The organism is Belnapia arida, from assembly GCF_016773205.1.
Classification (GTDB): domain Bacteria; phylum Pseudomonadota; class Alphaproteobacteria; order Acetobacterales; family Acetobacteraceae; genus Belnapia; species Belnapia arida.
This window is the reverse complement of record NZ_JAETWB010000003.1, coordinates 362,154-383,022: the sequence shown is the minus strand read 5'-3', so window position 1 is coordinate 383,022 and position 20,869 is coordinate 362,154. Positions and strand designations below refer to the sequence as shown.

21 protein-coding genes are annotated in these 20,869 nt (G+C 71.9%); 9 read left to right on the top strand and 12 right to left on the bottom strand.

What is annotated here, in order from left to right:
- Positions 1 to 6: 6 nt before the first annotated feature.
- Positions 7 to 969 (bottom strand): TerC family protein, encoded by a 963-nt coding sequence (locus JMJ56_RS11585; RefSeq protein ID WP_202831754.1) that lies wholly within the window; start codon positions 967 to 969, stop codon positions 7 to 9.
- A gap of 302 nt (positions 970 to 1,271) precedes the next feature.
- Between JMJ56_RS11585 and JMJ56_RS11580 the strand changes: the two genes are divergently transcribed.
- The 4 genes from JMJ56_RS11580 to mtnC are packed head-to-tail and all read left to right on the top strand — an operon-like array spanning position 1,272 to position 3,391.
- The gene (locus JMJ56_RS11580) at positions 1,272 to 1,541 is read left to right on the top strand and encodes a twin-arginine translocase TatA/TatE family subunit (RefSeq protein ID WP_043364721.1); all 270 of its coding nucleotides are present in this window, start codon (positions 1,272 to 1,274) and stop codon (positions 1,539 to 1,541) included.
- Entirely contained in the window at positions 1,541 to 2,152 is a 612-nt protein-coding gene (locus JMJ56_RS11575) for a methylthioribulose 1-phosphate dehydratase (protein ID WP_202831752.1), read from the top strand. Before JMJ56_RS11580 ends, JMJ56_RS11575 begins: the two co-directional genes overlap by 1 nt.
- Positions 2,149 to 2,685 carry a 1,2-dihydroxy-3-keto-5-methylthiopentene dioxygenase gene (locus JMJ56_RS11570; RefSeq protein ID WP_202831751.1) on the top strand — a complete coding sequence of 179 codons (537 nt, stop codon included), beginning with the start codon at positions 2,149 to 2,151 and terminating at the stop codon, positions 2,683 to 2,685. Before JMJ56_RS11575 ends, JMJ56_RS11570 begins: the two co-directional genes overlap by 4 nt.
- Positions 2,675 to 3,391 (top strand): acireductone synthase, encoded by a 717-nt coding sequence (gene mtnC / locus JMJ56_RS11565; protein WP_236037650.1) that lies wholly within the window; start codon positions 2,675 to 2,677, stop codon positions 3,389 to 3,391. The genes JMJ56_RS11570 and mtnC overlap by 11 nt, the downstream gene beginning before the upstream one ends.
- Here mtnC and JMJ56_RS11560 read toward each other — a convergent pair.
- From JMJ56_RS11560 to JMJ56_RS11545, 4 genes are all read right to left on the bottom strand, one after another.
- Positions 3,373 to 3,876: a hypothetical protein gene (locus JMJ56_RS11560; RefSeq protein WP_202831750.1), complete on the bottom strand. Its 504-nt coding sequence runs from the start codon at positions 3,874 to 3,876 to the stop codon at positions 3,373 to 3,375. The genes mtnC and JMJ56_RS11560 overlap by 19 nt on opposite strands.
- Positions 3,877 to 3,997: 121 nt before the next feature.
- The gene (locus JMJ56_RS11555; protein ID WP_202831748.1) at positions 3,998 to 5,674 is read right to left on the bottom strand and encodes a M3 family oligoendopeptidase; all 1,677 of its coding nucleotides are present in this window, start codon (positions 5,672 to 5,674) and stop codon (positions 3,998 to 4,000) included.
- Positions 5,671 to 6,729 (bottom strand): LLM class flavin-dependent oxidoreductase, encoded by a 1,059-nt coding sequence (locus JMJ56_RS11550; protein WP_202831746.1) that lies wholly within the window; start codon positions 6,727 to 6,729, stop codon positions 5,671 to 5,673. The genes JMJ56_RS11555 and JMJ56_RS11550 overlap by 4 nt, the downstream gene beginning before the upstream one ends.
- Before the next feature lie 49 nt (positions 6,730 to 6,778).
- Entirely contained in the window at positions 6,779 to 7,264 is a 486-nt protein-coding gene (locus tag JMJ56_RS11545) for a HutD/Ves family protein (RefSeq protein ID WP_202831745.1), read from the bottom strand.
- Positions 7,265 to 7,742: 478 nt separating this feature from the next.
- Here JMJ56_RS11545 and JMJ56_RS11540 point away from each other — a divergent pair, with 478 nt between their 5' ends.
- From JMJ56_RS11540 to JMJ56_RS33810, 3 genes are all read left to right on the top strand, one after another.
- A complete protein-coding gene (locus tag JMJ56_RS11540) occupies positions 7,743 to 8,084 on the top strand; it encodes a cyclic nucleotide-binding domain-containing protein (RefSeq protein ID WP_202831744.1) in 342 nt (113 codons plus the stop codon).
- A gap of 10 nt (positions 8,085 to 8,094) precedes the next feature.
- A complete protein-coding gene (locus tag JMJ56_RS11535; RefSeq protein WP_202831743.1) occupies positions 8,095 to 8,304 on the top strand; it encodes a hypothetical protein in 210 nt (69 codons plus the stop codon).
- 160 nt (positions 8,305 to 8,464) lie between these two features.
- Positions 8,465 to 8,842, top strand: a complete 378-nt coding sequence (locus JMJ56_RS33810; RefSeq protein WP_328702356.1) for a response regulator — start codon at positions 8,465 to 8,467, stop codon at positions 8,840 to 8,842.
- 60 nt (positions 8,843 to 8,902) lie between these two features.
- On the opposite strand, the gene JMJ56_RS11525 is transcribed toward JMJ56_RS33810, so the two are convergent.
- From JMJ56_RS11525 to JMJ56_RS11505, 5 genes are all read right to left on the bottom strand, one after another.
- The gene (locus JMJ56_RS11525) at positions 8,903 to 10,567 is read right to left on the bottom strand and encodes a DEAD/DEAH box helicase (protein ID WP_202831742.1); all 1,665 of its coding nucleotides are present in this window, start codon (positions 10,565 to 10,567) and stop codon (positions 8,903 to 8,905) included.
- Between the two features lie 76 nt (positions 10,568 to 10,643).
- Positions 10,644 to 13,007, bottom strand: coding sequence for a helicase-related protein (locus tag JMJ56_RS11520; RefSeq protein WP_236037649.1), 2,364 nt, complete (start codon positions 13,005 to 13,007; stop codon positions 10,644 to 10,646).
- A 189-nt stretch (positions 13,008 to 13,196) separates the two neighbouring features.
- Positions 13,197 to 15,452: an ATP-binding protein gene (locus JMJ56_RS11515; protein ID WP_202831741.1), complete on the bottom strand. Its 2,256-nt coding sequence runs from the start codon at positions 15,450 to 15,452 to the stop codon at positions 13,197 to 13,199.
- 202 nt (positions 15,453 to 15,654) lie between these two features.
- Positions 15,655 to 16,371, bottom strand: a complete 717-nt coding sequence (locus JMJ56_RS11510; protein ID WP_202831740.1) for a metallophosphoesterase — start codon at positions 16,369 to 16,371, stop codon at positions 15,655 to 15,657.
- Positions 16,372 to 16,376: 5 nt separating this feature from the next.
- Positions 16,377 to 17,957, bottom strand: a complete 1,581-nt coding sequence (locus JMJ56_RS11505; RefSeq protein ID WP_236037681.1) for an ABC transporter substrate-binding protein — start codon at positions 17,955 to 17,957, stop codon at positions 16,377 to 16,379.
- A gap of 96 nt (positions 17,958 to 18,053) precedes the next feature.
- Here JMJ56_RS11505 and JMJ56_RS11500 point away from each other — a divergent pair, with 96 nt between their 5' ends.
- Positions 18,054 to 18,509, top strand: a complete 456-nt coding sequence (locus JMJ56_RS11500) for a MaoC family dehydratase (protein ID WP_202831739.1) — start codon at positions 18,054 to 18,056, stop codon at positions 18,507 to 18,509.
- Between the two features lie 25 nt (positions 18,510 to 18,534).
- Positions 18,535 to 18,837, top strand: coding sequence for a hypothetical protein (locus tag JMJ56_RS11495; protein ID WP_202831738.1), 303 nt, complete (start codon positions 18,535 to 18,537; stop codon positions 18,835 to 18,837).
- Between the two features lies 1 nt (position 18,838).
- Here JMJ56_RS11495 and JMJ56_RS11490 read toward each other — a convergent pair whose 3' ends face one another.
- Both JMJ56_RS11490 and JMJ56_RS11485 read right to left on the bottom strand, forming a co-directional pair.
- Positions 18,839 to 19,801: a Bug family tripartite tricarboxylate transporter substrate binding protein gene (locus JMJ56_RS11490; RefSeq protein WP_202831737.1), complete on the bottom strand. Its 963-nt coding sequence runs from the start codon at positions 19,799 to 19,801 to the stop codon at positions 18,839 to 18,841.
- Entirely contained in the window at positions 19,798 to 20,850 is a 1,053-nt protein-coding gene (locus JMJ56_RS11485) for an Ldh family oxidoreductase (RefSeq protein ID WP_202831736.1), read from the bottom strand. The genes JMJ56_RS11490 and JMJ56_RS11485 overlap by 4 nt, the downstream gene beginning before the upstream one ends.
- Positions 20,851 to 20,869 lie beyond the last annotated feature (19 nt).

Sequence of the window (20,869 nt, the reverse complement as noted above, 5' to 3'; positions counted from 1 at the left end):
CCCCGCTCAATGGGCCTTTGCGCGGGTGCGCCAAAGGCTGAGCGCGATGGAGCCGCCGATGATGCTGCCGGTCAGCAGCAGGGCCCATTCGACCGGCACCGCTTTCCCGCCCGCCCAGTAATTGGCCAGCATCTTCACGCCCACGATCATCAGCACGATCGATAGCCCGTGTTTCAGGTAGCGGAAGCGGTGGATGACGCCGGAGAGGGCGAAGTACATCGCGCGCAGGCCGAGGATGGCGAAGACGTTCGCGGTGTAGACGATGAACGGGTCGGTGGTGACGGCGAAGATCGCCGGGATGCTGTCGAGCGCGAAGACGAGGTCGGTCAGCTCGACCAGGATCAGCACCAGGGCGAGCGGGGTCAGCATCCAGCGGCCGGCCTCGCGCACGGTGAAGGCGCTGCCGCGGAAGCCCTCGGTCACCGGCAGGCGGCGCTGGAGGAAGCGGAGGACGGGGTTGTCGCGCGGGTCGCCCTCGGGCGCGCCCACCGATTGCAGCATCTTCCAGCCGCTGAAGACGAGGAACAGGCCGAAGACCACCATCAGCCAGTCGAACTCGCGCAGCAGGCTGGTGCCGAGCAGGATCATCGCCGCGCGCATCGCCAGCGCGCCGAGGATGCCCCAGAACAGCACCCGGTGCTGGTAGGCGGCGGGGACGCCGAATTTGGCGAAGATCAGGACGAAGACGAAGATGTTGTCGACCGAGAGCGACCACTCGATGACATAGCCGGTGAGGAATTCGAAGGCGCGGGCCTGCCGCCCCTCCTCCGGCCCGTAGCCGGTCCAGAGCCAGGCGAAGAAGCCCAGCGCCAGGACGACATAGGCAGCCGATTTCCAGAGCGCGATGCGGACCGGCACGGGGGCCGGCTGGCCGTCCGGGCCACGGCGGGCAAAGACGCCCAGATCGAGCAGCAGCAGGCCGAGCACGGCCGCATTGAACCAAACCCAGAACCAGATCGACGGCGCCATCGCCGGAAAGCTCCCTATGGGCGCGACGGGCTGGCCCTGTGGGATATCGACGGGCCCGATCGCGCGCGTTGCACGCGATCCGACATCGCTCGCCGGACGGCAGGCGGGAGCCTGGCGCCAGGCGGCCAGAGGGGCCCGGATCGATGCCGATATGGTCGAGGCGAAAAGCGCTGTCAACCCCGTTGTGCCGGCTGCCGCGTCGGGCCATCTCCGGGTTTGCTCTACGGTGGCCGCCGCATTAGTGTCCGGCCCGGCAAGGGTCGCCCGGCGCGGCCTGCAACAAAGGTTTATCGGGGCGTCACATGGGTTCCTTCAGCATCTGGCATTGGCTCATCGTGCTGCTGGTCGTGCTTCTGCTCTTCGGCAGCGGCAAGATCAGCACCCTCATGGGTGACCTCGCCACCGGCATCAAGTCCTTCAAGAAGAACATGAAGGAGGAGGATGACGCCTCGCTCGCCGAGGGCGCGCCGCCGGCGCCGGGCACGCATCCGACCGGGACGATCCAGGGCCCGGCCGCGACGACCACGCCGCACGCCACGACCACCACGACGACGAGCCGCCCGGCGGCCTGATGCCGGAGCTGGCCGAGGCCCGGGAGGCGATCGTCGCCGCCGGGCAGCGGCTGGACCGCTTCGGTTGGGTCCCGGCGACGGCCGGGAACATCTCGGTCCGGCTGCGGGACGGGACGGTGGCGATCACCCGCTCCGGCGGGCACAAGGGCTTCCTCGACGCCGATGGGGTGATCCGCGTCGGGCTCGATGGGCGGTCGCTGCGCGAGGGCGACCGGCCTTCCGCCGAGACCGGGCTGCATTGCGGAATCTATCGGCGATTCCCCGAGGCGGGGGCGGTGCTGCACGGGCATTCGGTGCCGGTGACGGTGCTGTCGCGGCTGGCGGGCGAGAGCATCCGCCTCGAAGGCTATGAGTTGCTGAAGGCCTTCCCGGGCCTCGCCACCCATGCAGCCGCGGTCGAGCTGCCGGTTTTCGACAACGATCAGGATATCGGCCGGCTGCAGGATGCCGTGGAGACGCGCTGGGGCGGGGCGGCGAGCGTGTTGCCGGGCTATCTGCTGCGGGGCCATGGTATCTATGTCTGGGGCGCCGACATGCCGCAGGCCCTGATGCGGCTGGAGGCTGTCGAGTTCATGCTCCGCTGCGAGCTGGAAGCAAGGAGGCTGTCATGAGCCGTCTGACGGTGTGGGAGGCCGAGGGTGGCCGCGAGGTTCTGAAGACCGAGGATGCCGGGCGGATCGCCGAGGCGTTGCGCGGCATCGGCGTGCGCTTCGAGCGCTGGGAGGGCGTGACCGTCCCCGATGGCGCGACGAACGAGCAGATCCTCGAGGCCTATCGCCCGCATCTCGACGCGCTGATGGGCGTGACGGGTGCCGGCAGCGCGGATGTGGTGGCCCTCACGCCGGATCATCCGCAGGCGCAGGCCATGCGCGAGAAATTCCTCAACGAGCACATCCATACCGAGGACGAGGTGCGCTTCTTCGTCCGCGGCGCCGGGCATTTCGTCATGCATGTCGATGGCCGCGTGTGGGATGCGCGCTGCGAGCAGGGCGACCTGATCAGCGTGCCGGCGAATACGCGGCACTGGTTCGACGCGGGCGAGCGGCCGGATTTCTGTGCGCTGCGGGTCTTCACCGACCCCTCCGGCTGGGTGGCGCAGTTCACCGGCACCGACATGGCGCAGCGCTTTCCCGTTGTCGCCTGAGGCCGTGCCGCCGCGCGTGGTGCTGACGGATATCGAGGGCACCACCACCGCCATCGCCTTCGTCAAGGAGGAGTTGTTCCCCTTTGCCGCGGAGGCGCTGGAAGGGTTCCTTGCCGCACATGGCGGGGAGCCGGCCGTGGCGGCGATCCTCGACGAGGTCTGGCAGGCGGAGCCGGGGCGGGAGCCCGTCGCCGTGTTGCGCGGCTGGATGGCGGCGGATGCCAAGGTAACGCCGCTCAAGGCCTTGCAGGGGCTGATCTGGCGGCAGGGCTATGCGGATGGGCGGCTGAAGGGACATCTCTGGCCGGATGTGGCGCCGTGCCTCCAGGCCTGGGCGGCGGGCGGCGTCCGGCTTGCGGTCTATTCCTCGGGCTCCGAGGAGGCGCAGCGGCTGATCTTCGGGCATTCGGTCGCCGGCGACCTGGTGCCGCTGTTCGGCGGCTTCTTCGACACGCGGGTTGGGGGGAAGCGGGAGCGGGCCAGCTACAACGCCATCGCCGGGGCGCTCGGGGTGGCGCCGGGGGAGGTGCTGTTCCTCTCCGACGTCGCCGAGGAGCTGGACGCGGCCGGCGCGGCCGGGATGCGGGGGTGCCAGCTCGTCCGGCCGGAGGACGGGACCCTTGCCGACAGACGGCACCCGGAGGCGCGGGACTTCCCCGAGGTGGCCCGGCGGTTCGGCCTGCCGGCTCACAGCCAGGCCGGCTGATCCGCCCCCTGCCCGGCGAAGCGCCGCGGCAGGATGAGGCCGGCGGAGCGCATCAACCGGCCCAGACCTTCCAGCGAGGCCAGGGCGAACTCCGCGCCCTGGCGCGGCAGCAGGCCGGATTGCAGCGTGGCCCGGGCGCGGGCGGACAGGCCGGCCTGGGCCTCCGCGGCGGCGCAGAGCAGGCGCTGCTCGTCGCGTGAGAGATAGGGGCAGCGGGCGCAGCGGATATCGACCTGCCAGCGGGCGCTGCGGGCGATGACCCGCAGCAGGTGGTCGACGGAGAGCGCCGCATCCGGGATGCCGGGCCCCGTCATCAGCCGGCGCAGCCGGGGCAGCGGGCTCTCGCCCTGCCGCACGGCGTCCAGCCAGTCCCGCAATCCGGTGAGGATGAGGGTTTCGGATGGCCAGAGATCGGCCATCGCCTGCGGCATGCTGGCGTAGCTGCCGGTGGCGTAGGTGGCGGCGGGAAGCTGAATATGGCCCATGACGGCATCCGGATGCTGGCTGTCCCCGCCGCATAGATGCGAATGACTCTCATTGTCAATCAGGCAGCCAAGTCATGCCTGTGGCCGCCCTGCCCCGGTGCCCGGGCAGGACGGCCCAGGATCAGGCCGCCAGCACCGCCTCCGCCTCGCGCGCCACATCGGCGAGCGCGCCCGGTGCGAAGGGCGAGACGAGGCCGGCGGAGCGGACGAGGTCCTGGAAGGGCGCGCCGCCGCCACGCGCGCAGAGAGCCACGTAATCGGCCAGCGCTGCCGGGGCATCGTGGCGGGACTTCACCCAGAACTGCATCGCGCAGCAGAGGGCCAGCGTGTAGTCGATGTAGTAGAGCGGCGAGTTGTAGATGTGCTGCTTCGCCTGCCAGCGGCCGCCCTTCGCGGGGTAGGCCAGGTCGCCGTAGTCGGTCCAGGGCATGTAGCGGCGCTCCAGCCGCTGCCAGATGGCGTGGCGCTCGGCGGGCGTCGCCTCCGGGTTCTCGTAGACCTCGTGCTGGAAGTGGTCGACGCAGACGCCATAAGGCAGGAAGGCGAGCGAGGTTTCGAGATGCATGCGGCGGAAGCGCTCCGCCGCCCCCTCCCCCACCAGCAGCGCCATATGCGGGTAGGTCAGGAATTCGAGGCCCATGGAGTGGATCTCGGCCGCCTCCATGGTGGGCCAGAGCTGGTCGATGCCGGGCAGGCTCCGGCTTTCCCAGTTCTGGAAGGCGTGGCCCATCTCATGGGTGAAGACGCCGATGTCGTGATGCGTGCCGTTGAAATTGGCGAAGATGAAGGGGACGCCGACGGAGGGGAACGACGTGCAGAAGCCGCCGCCCGCCTTGCCCGGCCGGTTGCGCATGTCGAGGAAGCCGCCTTCCTCCATCAGCCGGTAGAAGGAGGCGAGGCGGGGATCCATACGGTCGAACATCGCCTGGGCGGCGGCGACGAGTGTGTCGTGGTCGCCGATGGGCTTCGGGTTGCCCTCCGGGTCGATCAGCGCCTCGTCCCAATAGCGCAGGCGGTCCCAGCCGAAGCGCTGGCGGCGGGCCTCCAGCAGGCGGGCGACAAGGGGAACGACATGCTCGGCCACCTGGTCGCGGTAGCGGGCAACATCCCCGGCGTCGTAGTCGGTGCGGCGGAGGCGGCGATAGCCGAGGGGGAGGTAGTTCTCGTAGCCCAGCTTCCGGGCCATGCCGTGGCGGAGGCGGACGAGCGAATCATAGATCGCGTCCAACTCCTCGCCGTGCGCCGCGAAGAAGCCCCAGCGCAGCGCCTCGGCCTCGTGGCGGGTGGCGCGGTCCGGGTCCTCGGCGAAGGGCGCGAGGCCGGAGAGGTTCGTCGTGGTGCCGCGGATGGCGATCTGCGCCGAGGCCATCAGCTCGGTATAGCGGGCGGTGAGCTTCGCCTCCTCCTCCAGGTCGCCGGCGATCGCCGGGTCGAAGGTGGTGATGTCGGTCTCCCAGAGGTGGAGCACATGCGGGCCTACGGCGGCCTCCAGCGCCGCGCGGTCAGGCCAGGCGAGGAGGCGGCGCTTGAGCGCGACCTCGTGCGCCGTCGCCTCCGGGGAGAGAGCATCGGCATATTCGCGGGCGGCCTTGGCCTCGGCGTTCCGCGTATCCTGGGAGAAGCGGAGATGGACGAGGCTCGACCAGCTTTCGTAGTCGCGTCGCTCCCGGTCCCAGGCGGCGAGTGCGTCGCCGAGGGCGCCCGCATCGAGCTTGGCGTCGAGCGTGGCATGTCCGGCGGCGAGGCTGTCGCGCGTCGGGGTCGGGAAGCGGAGATCGGCGAAGCGGGGCGTCGTCATGCGGCGAGGCTTTCGAGCGGGCCGAGGGCGCGTTCCAGCAGCGGGCGCACCTTGGTGGCGAAGCCCTCGATGCTGCGGAGGGCGAGCGCGGTTGTCGAGGCGCCGGCCTGGAATTGCAGGAGGTAGTGGCAGGGGTGCGCGGCCCTGATCTCGGCCAGCATGCGCTCGGCGATGGTCTCGGCATCGCCGACGAGCATGTGGCGGGCCATGTCCTCGAGGCTCATCTCGCCGGGCCAGGGCTTCTCGAGCAGCATGCCGCCCTGCATGTGCTGCTCGCGGTGGCGGAGGCTCTGGGAGAGGCGGATCTGGTAGCGGATATTCTCGAGGAAGCCCTCGGCCTCCGCCTTGCTGTCGGTGACGCACATATGGCGGAGGGCGCCGAAGCGCAGCCGCGCCGGGTCCTGCCCGGCCTCGCGCCAGGTCGCCTCGAAGCGGGAGCGGGCCTTGGCCAGCAGCTCGGCGGTGTAGTGGCGGGGCGTCACCATGACGACATGGCCGCGCCGGGCCGCCATGCGGTGGAGCTCCGGATTGTCGCCAGCGACCCAGACCTCGGGCACGCCGTTGACCGGGCGGGCGGCGATATGGGTCTCCGGCAGTGTGTGGAAGCGGCCGTCGAAGCTGAAGGTCTCGTTCGCCACCGCCTGTTCCAGCATCTCCATGAATTCCAGGGTGCGGGGCGTGTTCTCGGCGAGGTCGGCGCCGAAGCGCTCGAATTCGAAGGGCTGGTAGCCGCTACCGATGCCGAGCACGAGGCGGCCATGGGTCATCTGGTCCACCATGCCGATCTCGGCCAGGAGGCGGGAGGGATGGTAAAGCGGGACGATGACGACGCCGCTGCCGAGCCTGATGCGGCGGGTCTCGCCGGCGCAGCGGGCGACCATCATCAGCGGCGAAGGGCAGACGCAGTAATTCGAGAAATGGTGCTCGGCGAACCAGGAGATGGCGAAGCCGGCTCCCTCCGCCGCCTTCACCTGGGCGACGGCGCCGTCATAGAGGCTGGCCAGGTCGGTGCCCGGCCCGCGATAGCCCATCAGGTTGAACTGGCCGAAATCCATGGGGCGCCTCCCGCTTTTGCGGGGAGTGTCGGCCCATGGCGCCGGCGCCTCAAGCCTTTCGGTCGAAGCGGATGACGGCGCAGGGCACGGTGACGGTGGGGGCGGGCAGGCTGACCGTATCGAGCCGATCGTAGCCGGGGCCGCCGTCCTCCAGCAGCACGGCGAAGCCGGTGTCCTCCGGACGGGGGACGCGAATCTCGACGGAATGGCGCCAGACGGCGCGCTCGGAGATGGCGTTGAGGACCATGCTCGGGCTGCCATGCAGGCGGCAGCGGGCACGCCAGCCGCCGTCGAACCAGCGGGGCTGGAGCGGCGTGCCGAGGACCAGCGGTGGCCTGCCCTGGAAGTCGAGGGTGAAGCCGTCGCCCTCGATCAGGGTGATGGTGCGGTCCTGGCCCGCGAAGTCGGAGAACTCGGCATTCTTGTCCACCCAGGCGAAGGTGATGAGCCAGCCTGAGCCGCCGACCACATCCGCCTTGCGGCCGGCGCCGTTGCGCCAGGGGGAGACGGTGAGGTCGGCGTGGTGGAGGTGCATGACGGGTCCGGCGCGATGGGATCGGATGACGTCATCCTATAGGAGAGAAAGTCCCGGCAAACCTCATCTAACGATCTTGTATGCTGACGCCCAAACGAGAACGTGTTGCCGGGCCGGGCCTTGCGCAACCGCTGCGTCCAAAGGCGTAAGACGGAGTACGACGCGCTGCGGATCGAGGGCCGGTGGGACCGAGCCCCCGCCCGATGGACGCCGCCGGGGCCGGTGTCCCAAGTCGTCTGTCCTGCTGTTGTTTCCTGCCGTGGTGGTCCAATCGTTCCCCCCCGCCGCCGGCAGTCCTAGCCTTGCCAGCGCCTGAGCCCGCCCCGGAACAGGCTGCTCGCCGCCCTTCCACCCGCCGAGTTGGCCAGGCTGCTGCCGATGCTCGACGCCATGGAATTGGCGCAGCACCAGGTGCTCCACCACCGCGAAGCCCCGAGCGCCGGGCTGCTCTTCGTCGGGAGCGGTTGCATCTCGCTGCTTGCCTCGCTTCGAGGGTGGCGAGGGGGTGGAGGCGACGGTCGTCGGCCATGAGGGGCTGGCGGGCATGCCACTGCCGCCCGGCGGAACGCGGGCGGTGCTGCATGCAGTGGTGCGGATGCCGGGGCGCGGGCTGCACCTGCGCGCCGGCCTGCTCAACGGGGCGACAGAGCGGTTGCCGGGACTGCGGCGGCTGCTGACCCGCTACGTGCCGGCGCGGCATGTCCATTCCACGCAGCTCGCAGCCTCCAACCGGCGGCACGGCATCGTCCAGCGCCTGGCGCGGACCCTGCTCACGGCGCATGCCCACGCGGATGGCCGGATGGTGCCGATGGACGCATGAGATCCTGGCGATGTCGCTCGGTGTGCGGCGCGCCGGCGTGACGGTGGCGGCGCGGCACCTGCACCTGGACGGCTGTATCGACTCTGGCGCGGGGCGCATCACCATCGCCGATCGGGCCAGGCTGGAAGCGGAGGCCTGCGAGTGCCATGGCGTGATCCAGGGGACCTATGCGCAGCTGCTGCAGGCGGAGGTTGTCCCAGACCTCGACGCTGCGGAATGACAGACGGGCGCCGCGCACAGGAGCGATGCATGTTTCACCTGCGGGGTGTCCGCTAGTGAACAGACGGGACGGGCAAGAACTTTCCATTATAGTGCCGCTTTATTTGTGTAATATTTTCGAAACAAAAAAGACCAAAATACTCCCGAGGAGGAGAAGCGTCGTGCATTACAGGATCACACCCAGGCCCTCCCGGGACCTGGCCGGGCGGCGCGTCCTCGTCGTCGAGGACGAGGCGCTCGTCGCCATGCTGGTGGGGGACAGCCTGCAGGAGGCGGGCGCCACCGTCATCGGCCCCGCCGCTACCGTCGATGAGGCGCTGTCTCTGCTTGGAGATGGCGCGGTGGACGCCGCGGTGCTCGACGTCAACCTGCGCGGCCATCGGATGACGGCGGTCGCGGACCGGCTGGCGGAGATGAACGTGCCCTTCGTCATCGCCACCGGCTATGATTACGATACCGCCGGGCATGCGGATGCGCCGATGCTGCAAAAGCCGTTTGACCTCGCGCGGCTCACCTCGGCGCTGGTGTCGATCATCTGACGCCATGGCCCCGCTCCCTGCCCCGGCCGCACGGGGACAGGGAGCGAGGGCGGGCGGCCGCTACCGCTTTTCGTATTGCCGCCGGGGGGCCGCCGGGCGCGGGCGGGGCGTGTCGGCCAGCGGCGGGTCGGAGGGCTGGATGCGGATATGCGCATCCTTGGCATCGCCCGGGCGGCGGACCGCCGTGGCGAAGCGGTCGGAGGCCCAGGGAGCGACCTCGAAGCGCGTCTCCCGCTCCTGCACCTGGATGCGGCCGATCTCCTGGCGCGTCACGTTGCCGCGGCGGCAAAGGAAGGGCAGCACCCAGCGCGGGTCGGCATTGCCGTTGCGGCCGAGATTCATCTTGAACCAGGTACCGGGGGCGTTGCCGGCCCCCGCCGGATGGGGCTGGCGGGGCGGCGGGCGGTCGCTGATCTCGGCCAGGTCCTCGGGCGCGGGCAGCGGCGCGCGGAGGGTGCGCATCAGCGCCGCGGCAAGCGCCTCGGGGGGCTGCGCCGCAAGAAGCTGGCGGGCAAGGGCGAGGTCGCCATCGATCGGCTCCTCGGCGGCGAGTTCCGTCGCCTGGGCGAGGATGCGGGCATCGTCCTTCTCGCGGATGGCCTCGGCGGAGGGGGCCGGCCCCCAGGCGGCCTGCACGCGGGCGGCCTGGAGCAGGCGCTCGGCGGCGCGGCGGCGGTTGTGCGGGACAAGCAGCGCGCTGATGCCCTTGCGGCCGGCGCGGCCGGTGCGGCCACTGCGGTGGAGCAGCGTCTCCGGGTCGTTCGGCAGCTCGGCATGGATGACGAGGCCGAGATCGGGCAGGTCGATGCCGCGGGCTGCGACGTCGGTCGCCACGCAGACGCGGGCGCGGCCGTCGCGGAGGCTCTGCATGGCGCGGTTGCGCTCGGCCTGGGACAGCTCGCCGGAGAGCGCCACGGCGGCGAAGCCGCGCTCGGCGAGGTTGCCGTGCAGCCGCGTCACCGTGGCGCGGGTGCGGCAAAAGACCATGGCCGAGCGCGCCTCGAAGAAGCGGAGGCTGTTGACCACCGCGCGCTCGATCTCGTGCGGGGCGATGATGAGGGCGCGGTACTCGATGTCGCCGTGCTGGGCGCCAGCATCGCCGGCGGCGATCCGCAGGGCGTCCTTCTGGTAGGTGCGTGCGATAGCGGCGATGCCGGCGGGGACGGTCGCGGAGAAGAGGAGCGTGCGGCGGTCCTCGGGCGTGGTCTCGAGGATCGCCTCCAGCTCCTCGCGGAAGCCGAGGTCGAGCATCTCGTCGGCCTCGTCCAGCACCACGGCGCGCAGCGATTGCGGGCGGAGGTTGCCGCGCTCCAGGTGGTCGCGGAGCCGCCCCGGGGTGCCGACGACGAGATGGGCGCCGCGCTCCAGGGCACGGCGCTCGGCGATCGGGTCGGTGCCGCCGACGCAGGTGACGACGCGGCCGCCGGCCTTGGCGTAGAGCCAGGCAAGCTCGCCCTGGACCTGGAGGGCGAGTTCGCGCGTCGGGGCGACGACGAGGGCCAACGGCTGGCCGGGGGCCGACAGGCGGTCGGTGCCGCCCATCAGCAGATGCGCCATCGCAAGGCCGTAGGCGACGGTCTTGCCGGAGCCCGTCTGGGCGGAGACGAGCAGGTCGCGCCCTTCGGTCTCGGCCTCAAGCACGGCGGCCTGGACGGGGGTGGGCTCGGCATAGCCACGCTCGGCGAGCGCAGCCTGCAACGGAGCGGGAAGCGGGGGAAAGGGCATCAAGGTATCCGGAAAACTTACGGCGGGGCCCGGGGGAAGCTTCCCCCGGTGGGGGCACGGGGGCGGCGCCCCCGTTCTACATGACGAGCTTCGACCGCCTCTGCTGGCGCAGCACATCCTCGATCCAGCGGTCCAGCCGGATGGTCTCGGCCTCGGCCTCGGCGCGGGCGGGATAGGCGAGTTCGAAGCGGAGCGACAACCAGCGCCAGGCGACCAGGCGCTTGTGGACCTTCTCGGCGCGTTCGAGTTCCTCCCGCGCCGCGCGCTCGGGCGCGGGCAGGCGGCCGGCCATGGGCGGCGGCACGGGGCGGCCGGCGCCATGCTCCACCGCCCAGCGGGCGAGGCGGGCGACGCCGTTGTCGCGCTCGTCCACCGGGCAGAGGGCGTAGGTCCAGCGGTCCAGCAGGGAGAGACCGGGGACGCCGTCGATCGCCGAGGCGACGGCCATGGCCTGGGTCAGGTCGGCGAGGCGGTAGTTCGGGTCGTCGGGGCGGAGCACGGCGCGCTTGATGCGGGCGAGGACGCCAAAGAGGCTGTCCGAGCCGATCTCGGCGGCGACGGCGGCGACGATGTCGGCATCGGGCTGGACCTGGGGGCGGAGATCCTCCGGCATCTCGGGCGCTGCGTTCAGCATCATCTTGACGAAGTCGGGGCTGCCGCCGCCGGCGAGGACCGCGACGACGCCCTCCTCGTGCTGGCCGAAGCGGCCGGCGCGGCCGCCGATCTGCTTCACCTCCTGGCTGTTCAGCTCGCGGCGGCTCTCGCCGTCGAATTTGCGCAGGGTCGAGAAGACGACGCGGCGGATGGGCAGGTTGAGGCCCATGCCGATGGCATCCGTCGCCACCAGAACATCGGCATCGCCGGTGCGGAAGCGGGCGGCCTCGGCGCGGCGGACCTCGGGGCTGAGCGCGCCGTACACGACGGCGACGCGCTTGCCGCGCTTGACGAGTTCCGCGCGCAGGTCGAGCACGTCGCGGCGGGAGAAGGCGACGAGCGCATCGCCGGTGCGGAGGTCGCCGAGGGCGACGGGCTTCGAGGCGGCGACCAACGGGTTCTTCCGCTGCAGCTTCACCTCGTCCATCTCGTCGTCGCAGAGGCGGGCGATGCGCCGCACCAGCGTCGCGCATTCCGGTGCGCCGAGGACGAAGACCTCGCGGGCCGGAGCGCCCATGATGGCGGCGGTCCAGGCGGCGCCGCGGTCGCGGTCGCCGAGCATCTGCGCCTCGTCGATCAGGGCGACGTCCACCGGGTTGTGGAAGGGGCACATCTCGACGGTCGCGGCCAGGTGGCGGCTGCCGGGAACGGGCAGGCGCTCCTCGCCCGTCGAGAGGGAGGCAAGGACGCCACGCGTCGCCAACGCCTCGCGGAATTCATGGGCGAGCAGGCGGAGCGGAGCGAGGGCCATGCCGCTCTCCGACTTCGCCAGGCGGTCGAGGGCGGTGTGGCTCTTGCCGGAGTTGGTCGGACCGGTAACGAGGGTGATGCGGCGGTTCAGCGCGCGTGCGGTGGCGAAGTGGCCGGCATAGCGGTCGAGCGCGGCGACGCGGGCGACGGCGGCGTTGCCGGCGCGGGTCGGCTTCGCCACCGCAGGACTGGCCGGGCGGTTGCGGAGTTCGGGTGCCTCGGCCTCGCGCCAGGCCGGGACCTGGGAGCGGAGGGCGCCAACCTCCTTGGGGTCGAACTCCCACTTCTCCTGGCCCTTGTTGCGGGTCGGGATGCGGCGGGCGACGGGGATCAGGCCCCCGCCGATCCAGCGCAGAACCTCCTTCTCGGTGGCGCCCAGGAGGCTGGGGAGGGCGCGGAACTCGACGAGGCTGCGCTCCCAGGCGCGGAGGCGCTGGACCTCCTCGCGGCGCTTCGCGCGGGTCGCGGTTTCGGCCTCGCGGAGGTCGCGGCGGCGGCGGGATTCGATGGCGGCGACGGAATCCAGGAAGGCCAGCTCGGCCTCGCCCCGAAGGCCGAAAGCAGCGGCGACCTCACGGGCCAGCATGGCGTGGCGGTCGGCCGAGAGGCTGCCGGAGCCGGTTTCCACCAGCTCGGCCGCGATGGCATCCAGCGCGGCCTCCGCCGTCGGGCCGAGGCCACGCAGCCGGCGGGCAACGGCGTCGCCGAGGGCGGCGAGCAGGATGTCGTCGTCCGGCTCCAGCTCGGTGATGGTGCCGGCGGCGGTCTCGACCTCGGCGCGGCGGACCCAGACGCGGCCGGCGCGGTTGGCGAGGTCGTTCAGCCGGGCGATCCAGGCACGCCGCCGCGTCTCGATGAGTGCGACGCGGACAGCATCGGCATCGGCCGGCAGGCGGCGCTCGACGCGGCGGATGAGGGCAGGCATCTCGCGCGGCGCGACGGCGAGGCCGGAAGCGAGGATCGCAGCCTCGGCGGGGGAATGGCGTGACGCGGGGCTCTCGGCGTATGCGGAGGAGGCGCCATCGGTATCGGTCAAATCAGAAACTCCGCGGCCTGCCCGATGGGAGGCCGCGCCATGGAACGAAGCGGGGGATCGGGCCTGCCGCCCTATCGGGCCGGGCTGTCCGGCCGGGTATCGCCCGGCGAACGCGGCTTGGCAACGTGTTGCAGGCCTTCCGGTTGCATATGGGGCATATGCACCCGCTTTGCCAGAGGGGCCTGCCGGCTACTTCGCCATGGCGAGGTCGCGGCCGCGGGCGCGAATATGGGCCAGGGCGTTGTGCAGATCCCAGGCGCGAAGGGGCTTCTCGACATGGGCGTCCATGCCGGCGGCGAGGCATTCCTCGACCTCGGCCCGGTTGGCGCTGGCGGTGACGGCGAGGATGGGAACGGCGCCCCGCGGCCCCGCGGCAGCGCGGATGCCACGGGCGGCGGTGAGGCCGTCCATCACCGGCATGTGGACATCGAGCAGCACGGCGTCCCAGTCGCGGGCGAGGGCGGCCTCGAGCGCGGCGGCGCCGTCGGCGACCAGTTCCACCTCATGGCCGGCGGCGTTCAGCAGGGCGCGGGCGACCTCGCGGTTGACCAGCACGTCATCGGCCAGCAGCAGGCGGAGCGGCCTGCCGAGCGGCAGCCCGGTGGCCGCGGGCGCCGGCTCGGCAGCGGGGATGGCAGGCGGCAGGGGCAGCTCGACCCAGAACAGGCTCCCCTGCCCTTTCACGCTGTCGCAGCCGATGCTGCCGCCCATCAACCGGGCGAGCTTCGCGGTGATGGCGAGGCCGAGGCCGCTGCCCTCGGCCCGCTCGGCACCGGCGAGGCGGAGGAATTCCTGGAAGAGGGAGGCGCGCTCGGCCTCGGTCATGCCAGGGCCGGTATCGCTCACCTCGAAGCGGGTGAGGCCCCCGGCGGCCAGGCGGATGCGCAGCAGGACCTCGCCCTGGGCGGTGAATTTCACGGCATTGCCCAGCAGGTTGAGCAGCACCTGGCGGAGCCGCACCGGGTCGGCCGAAACCCAGCCGGCGGCGGCGGGGGCAACCTCGACCTCGAAGGCGAGGCGCTTGGCCGCGGCGGCCGGGCGGATGAGCGCGGCGCAGGACTCCGCCAAGGCGGCGAGGCGGACCGGGGCCGGGGCCAGCGCCACCTTGCCCGCCTCGATGGCGGCGAGGTCCAGCAACTCGCGGATCATCGACATGAGGTGCTCGCCGCTTTCGGTGATCTGCTCGGCGCAGCGGCGCTGGCCGGGGGTGAGGCCGGAATCGGCCATAAGGATCTGCGCATGGCCGAAGATGCCGTTGAGCGGGGTGCGCAGCTCATGGCTCAGCATGCGGACAAAGCGGGTCTTGGCCGCATTGGCAGCCTCGGCGGTGTCGCGGGCGGCGGCGAGCTGCCCGGCCAGGCGGGCAAGTTCGGCATTCTTCGCCTCCAGTGCGGCCTGATGGGCGGCGAGGCGGGCGGCCATGCCGTTCACCTCGGCGGCGAGGCGGCCGAACTCGCCGGAGAGCCGGCCGGTCTCGGCGCGGGCGGCGAGGTCGCCGTCGGCGATGCGGCGGACGGCCGTGGAGAAGCGGGCCATGGGCCGCAGCAGCATCAGCCGGCCGGCCAGCAGGGCGAGGGCCAGGGCCAGTGCCGCGGCGCCGGCGGCGAGCTGGAGGACCTGGTCGTGCAGGGCATGGATCGGCGCCAGTAGGGCCGCGGGGTTGCGGCCGAGCAGCAGGGTAGCGCGGGTGCCGGGAATCGGGGCGTAGCCGAAGAGGCGCTCCACCCCGCCATGACCCTTCCCACGGATATGGCCGCTGCCGCCGCGCAGCGCCCGGTCGATCACCGGGCCGTCGAGGCTGCGGCCGACGAGGCCGGGCACGGGCGGCAAGCGGGCGAGCACGGTGCCGGTGCTGTCGATCAGCGCCAACGTATCGACGCCGGCGGGGAGTTGGGTGCGGTCGCCGAGGCGGGCCGGGTCGAGGTCGGCGACGAGCAGCCGGCCCTGGTCGCCCGGCAGGGGCTGAACGGCGAGCAGCATCGGGCCCTCCGCATCGGCCACCAGGTCGGAGAGGGCGAAGCCGCCGCTGGCCCGCGCCTCGCGCAGGACGTCGCTGCCGGCGATCGGGCCGGCGGGGCGGCCATCGGTGCAGAGCGGGCCGCCTTCGGCGTCATGCAGGCTGAGGCCGCGCAGCCAGGGTGCGCTGCCGGCGAGGGTCCGCAGCAGCGGGCCGCAACGCTCGGGCGCGTCGCCAGCAAGGTCGGGCAGGCGGGAGAGCGTGGCGAGCAGCGTCCGGACATGGCCGACCAGAGCCGCCTGCTCGCGGGCGGTATTGACCGCGAGGTCCTCCAGCGCGCGGGCGGCCTCCTGCAGCTGCGCCTCCGCATTGCGCTCCTGTTCCCACACCGTGAGGAGTGCGGGCGGCAGCACGGCGATCAGGACGAGCGCCAGCAGGCGCACCCGAAGCCGGCCCAGCCAGGGCGTGATGGTGGAAAGCAGCGGCAACTTGCGCACCCGATGGTTTGGCATGCACGACAATAGGCATGCCTCTGGCGCAATCAACTTAAAGTTAGGACACGGTTGATTTTTGCACGCGAACGAAGGCACCGCGGCCGCGATGCCGCTCCCCCCCGCCCTGATCCACGCCATGCTGGGTCGAATCCACCCGTTACACAACCGGAAGGTGATGAAATTTGGGTGATCGATCCTATGCGGCGTGCAGGAAGGCCATGCAATCGCCCTCCAGCACCAGGCAGGTCAGTTCCCGGCCGTAGGCGGCTCCGGTGTCGATGCCGATGCGGTTGCGCCGGAGTATGGGGCCATGGGTCGGGGTGTGGCCATGGATGACGACGAGACCGAAATCGGCCACGGAATCGAGGAAGCCGCCACGGATGCGGATGAGGTCGTCGGGCGACTGCGCCTCGAGCGGAATCCCCGGGCGGATGCCGGCATGGACGAAGAGGTAGCCGCCTGCCCGGTGCATAAGGGCGAGATCCTCGACGAAGCGGCGGTGGGCGGCAGGGATCAGGGCGGGCCAGGTGGCCGGATCGCTGTCTGGGTCGATGTCCCAGCTCGCCAGCGCCTCCGGGCCGCCATGCATACGCCAGTCGGTGACGGCGGCGCGCTCGCCGGCCAGGGCGTCGATCATGCTGCGCTCGTGGTTGCCGATGAGGTTCACCATGGGCAGGCCATCGACGGGCGGGCCGGCGAGGAGGCGGGCGATGACGCCGCGGCTGTCGGGGCCGCGGTCGATATAGTCGCCGAGATGGACCAGCAGCGGCGACTCGGCCGGGCGGGCGGCCAGGTCGGCGGCGATCTGCGCATGCAGGGCGGCGAGCTTGGCGTCATGGCCGTGGACGTCGCCCACGGCATAGACGCGCTGGCCGGGCGGGAGGCTGGCGGGGGCTGGCTGGAATTCGGGCATCGTCTCTATTGGGCCCGGCGAAGGCCCATGGCGAGGCTCCGCTCGTCCATCCGGGCATCGTAGCGGAGGCCGGCGCGGGTCGCCCAGCTGTTGACCAGGTGGAAGAGCGGGATAAGCGCCACATCCTCGCTCGCCATGTGGACCGCCTGGCGGAGCAGGGCCTCGCGCTCCTCCGGGTCGAGGGTGGCGGTGGCGCGGTCGGCGAGGGTGTCGAGGGCCGGGTTGGAGTAGCGGCCGGCATTGGAGGCGCCGCGCCGGGCGGCAGGGTCGTAGGTGCCGAGCACATTGGCGAGGAGGTAGCTCGCCTCCCCCGTGGTGCTGCCCCAGCCGGTGAGGCGCATGGCGAATTCCTGCCGGGCGGCGCGGGCGGAGAAGGCGGACCAGGGCAGTGCCGCGACCTCGGTGCGGATGCCGATGCGGCTCCACATCTGGGCGACGGCCTGGGCGGTGCGGGCGTCGTTCGGGTAGCGGTCGTTGGGGCTGTGCAGCGTCAGGCGGAAGCCATCCGGGTAGCCGGCGTCGGCTAGCAGGCGGCGGGCGGCCTCCGGGTCGAAGGCAGGAACGGGGGTGCCGGGGTCGTGGGAATAGACGCCCGGCGGCAGCCACTGGCCAGCCGGACGGGCAGCGCCCTCCATCACCCGCTCGGCCAGCGCCTGGCGGTTGATGGCGATGGAGAGGGCACGCCGGACGCGGGCATCCTTGAAGGGGTTCAGCGGCAGCGGCTGGCCCGCGGCGTCGGTGACGAAGGGCATCGCCGCGTCGTGCGAGAAATCGGCCTGGAGGAAGATGAGGCGGAGGCCCTGGATCTCGAACAGGCCGACGCGGCTGTCGCCACGCAGCCGGGCAAGGTCGGCGGAGGGGACCTGGTCGATCATGTCCACGTCGCCGGCGAGGATGGCGGCGGTGCGGGCGGCGTCGTTGCCGAGGAAGCGGAGGGTGACGCGGGACCAGGGCTCGCGCGGGCCCCAGTAGGCCTCGTTGCGGGCAAGTTCGGTGCGGTCGTTGGCGGTGTGGGAGAGCAGGCGGTAGGGGCCGGTGCCGATGGCGGCGCGGCCGCTGTTGAAATCCTCGGTCGCAGCTCCCTGGGCGGCGTGGCGGGCGATGATGGCGATATAGGCGATCTCGGTCGGCAGCAGGGAGTGCGGCTGCTTCGTGTGCAGGCGGATGGTCAGCGGATCGACCACCTCCACCTGCTTCACCATCCTGAGGAAGCTGCCATAGCCGCCCGGGCTGTTCGGCACGCTGGGGGCGCGGGCGAGGGAGAAGGCGACGTCCTCGGCGGTGAAGGGGCGGCCGTCATGCCAGGTGACGCCGGCGCGGAGGCGGAATTCCCAGAGGGTCGGCGAGAGCGCCCGCCAGTTCTCGGCGAGGCCGGGCTGGAGCTGCACGCGGGCGTCGCGCTCGATCAGCCGGGAGAAGACATGGGCGGCGAGCTGGGCATTCGGCGCGGCGTTGAAGAAATGCGGATCGACCGAGGTGGCGGGCGCGGCGACGCCGATGGTCGCGGCGTCGGCCGGGCGCTGGGCCTGCGCCGGGGAGTTGGGCGCCATGGCGGCGAGCCCCATCAGGGACAGGGCCCGGAGCATGGGCGCCACGCGGTTCCTCCTCGGTTCGGTGATGGGCAAGCCTAGCCTTGTGTGCCAGGAATTCCAGCCGTCACGCGCAACAAGGGAGAGAGACGCATGCTGGAAATCGAAACCATCGGGGATCTGCAGGCCCATATCGGCAAGAGCCTCGGCGCCGGGGAGTGGGTGACGGTGGACCAGCGGATGATCGACCAGTTCGCCGAGGCGACGGGGGACCACCAGTGGATCCATGTCGATGTGGAGCGGGCGAAGCGGGAGATGCCGGGCGGCAAGACGATCGCCCATGGGTACCTGACGCTCTCCCTGCTGCCGCGGCTGAACCAGAGCATCTTCCGGGTGAAGCAGCGGAGCCGCGGCGTGAATTACGGCTCGAACAAGGTGCGGTTCACGGCGCCGGTGCCGGCGGGCTCGCGGGTGCGCGGGCACCTGACGCTGAAGGCGGTCGAGCCGGTCGAGGGCGGGGCGCGGCTCACCATGGAGGCGACGGTGGAGGTGGAAGGGTCCGGCCGGCCGGCCCTCGTCGCGGAAACGCTGTCCTTGATCTACGAATAGGCGCTGACGCAAGGGAGGCATGCCGATGCGCTTCGCCTGTCTCGCGGCCGGGCTGGCCGCACTCCTCGCGCTGGGGCCGGGGCAGGCCGCGGCGCGGGGCTATCATGGCGGCGGCTACGGCCATCACGGCGGCTATGGCTATCATGGAGGCTATGGCTATCGCGGGGGCTTCGGCTCCCGCGTCGGGCCGCCGGCCGGGTTTTACGGGCCACGCTACCACGGATACGGCTACGCGCCGCCGCCGGTGATCCAAGCGCCGCCGCCGGTGGTGTTCCCCGGCGCCAACCCCTATCCGCCGGCCGGGGCGGATGGAGGATACAAGCGGTAGCTCAGTCGAGTTGGATTCCCGCCCGTCGGATCGCCTCGCCATAGCGGGCGATCTCGGCGCGGACGAGGGAGGCGGCCTCGTCCGGGGTGCCGCCGGCGGGGTCGAAGCCGGACTCGCGCAGGCGGGCCTGCAGGGTGGGCTCGGCGAGCACCCGCGTCGCCGCGGCGGACCAGCGGCGGAGGACGGGCTCCGCCAGCCCGGCGGGGCCGTAGAGCATGTACCAGACATCGAGGTCGTAGCCCGGGACGCCGCTCTCCACCACCGTCGGCAGTTCCGGCAGGGCGGCGGCGCGGCGGGCGGTGGTGACGGCGAGGCCGCGCAGCAGGCCCTGGCGGATGCCGGGGAGGACGGAGGAGAGCGTGTCGAAATTCACGTCGACCACGCCCTGGGCGAGATCCATCACCACCTGGCCACTGCCCCGATAGGGGACGTGGACCATCCGCACCCCCGTCGCCTGCATGAAGAGCTCGGCGGCGAGGTGCTGGCTGGTGCCGACGCCGTTGCTGGCGAAGTTGAGCCGGCCGGGCTGCGCCTTGGCGAGCGCGATGAAGCCGGCAAGGTCCCGCGCGGGGGAGGCCGCCGGGACGGTGACGACCATCGGTACGGCGGCGACGAGCGCGATCGGCGTCACCTCCCGCGCCGGGTCGAAGGGCGGGGTGCGCATGGCGAGCGGCACCTGCACCATGTTGCTGACCGTGCCGAGCGTCGCGGTATGCCCATCCGGCCGGGCGCGGGCCGTGGCGAGGGCGGCGATGGTCCCTCCCCCGCCGGTGCGGTTCTCGACGGCGACCGGCTGGCCGAATTCCTCCGCGAGCCGGGCGGCCAGCAGGCGGGCGAGGATGTCGGTGCCGCCGCCGGGGGCGAAGCCGACCAGCAAGGTGACGGGCCGCGCCGGGAAGGCCGGCTCCTGCGCCGCCGCCGTGGCGGGGAGGAGAAGCGCGGACAGCGCCCGGCGCGGGATCACGCGCCTAGTCTCGGCGCACCCAGCTCGTCGGCGAGCGTGTCGAGCTGGGTGCGGAGCGGGGGCGGGATCGGCACGCCCTCCGCCGCGCGGCGGGCGCGGGTCGCGGCGCTCTGCTCGCCGGGGAGGAAGATGCGGTCGACGCCCGGCAGGCGAGCGCTGCCGCGAATCTCGCGGGCGAGGCCATCGACACGGCGGCGGAACTCGCCCGGATCTCCGAAGGCGGCAAGGTCGATGGCGAGGATGGCCTGGCCGGTATTCGTCACCGTGGTGTCGTCGGCGTTGAAGTCGACGACGTCGCGGCCCATCGCCGCGCCGTTCAGCGTGCCGGCGAGCAGGCCGAAGATCAGCGCCAGCCCGTAGCCCTTGTAGCCGCCGATGGGAAGCAGCAGCCCCTCCCCTGCCCGCTTCGGGTCGGTGAGCGGCTGGCCCTGCTTGTCGATCATCCAGCCCTCCGGCATCGGCTCGCCGCGCTGGGCCTTCACCTTGACCTTGCCGTAGGCGGCGACCGTCGTCGCCATGTCGAGGATGATGGGCGGCTCCTCCCCCGCCGGAACGGCGACGGCGATGGGGTTGGTGGAGAGCAGCAGCTCCAGCCCGCCCCAGGGCGGCAGGTGGTTGGCGCTGCCGACCGCTAGGTAGAGGCCGATCATCCCCGCCTCCATCACCATCCGCGCATAGAGGCTGGCGGGGCCGGCATGGTTGCCGTGGCGCACGCCGCACCAGGCGACGCCCTGGCTGCGGGCCTTGGCGATGGCGGTGTGCGCGGCCATCGTCGTCGCCAGATGGCCGAGGCCGTTGTCGCCGTCGATCAGCGCGGAGGCCGGGCGTTCCTCGACGATGCGCGGGGTGGCGCGCGGGTTCATGCCCCCGGCGCGCATGCGGCGCACATACTGGGCGAGGCGGAAGACACCGTGGCCATCGGCGCCGATGAGGTCGGCTTCGGTCATCAGGCCGGCGACGAGGGCGGCATCGGCGGCGGGGACGCCGGCGGCCTCGTAGATGCCGGTCATGAAGCGGCGGAGGGCCTCGGCGGGGATGTGGTCTGGCATCGGTCGTTCTCTCCCTGGG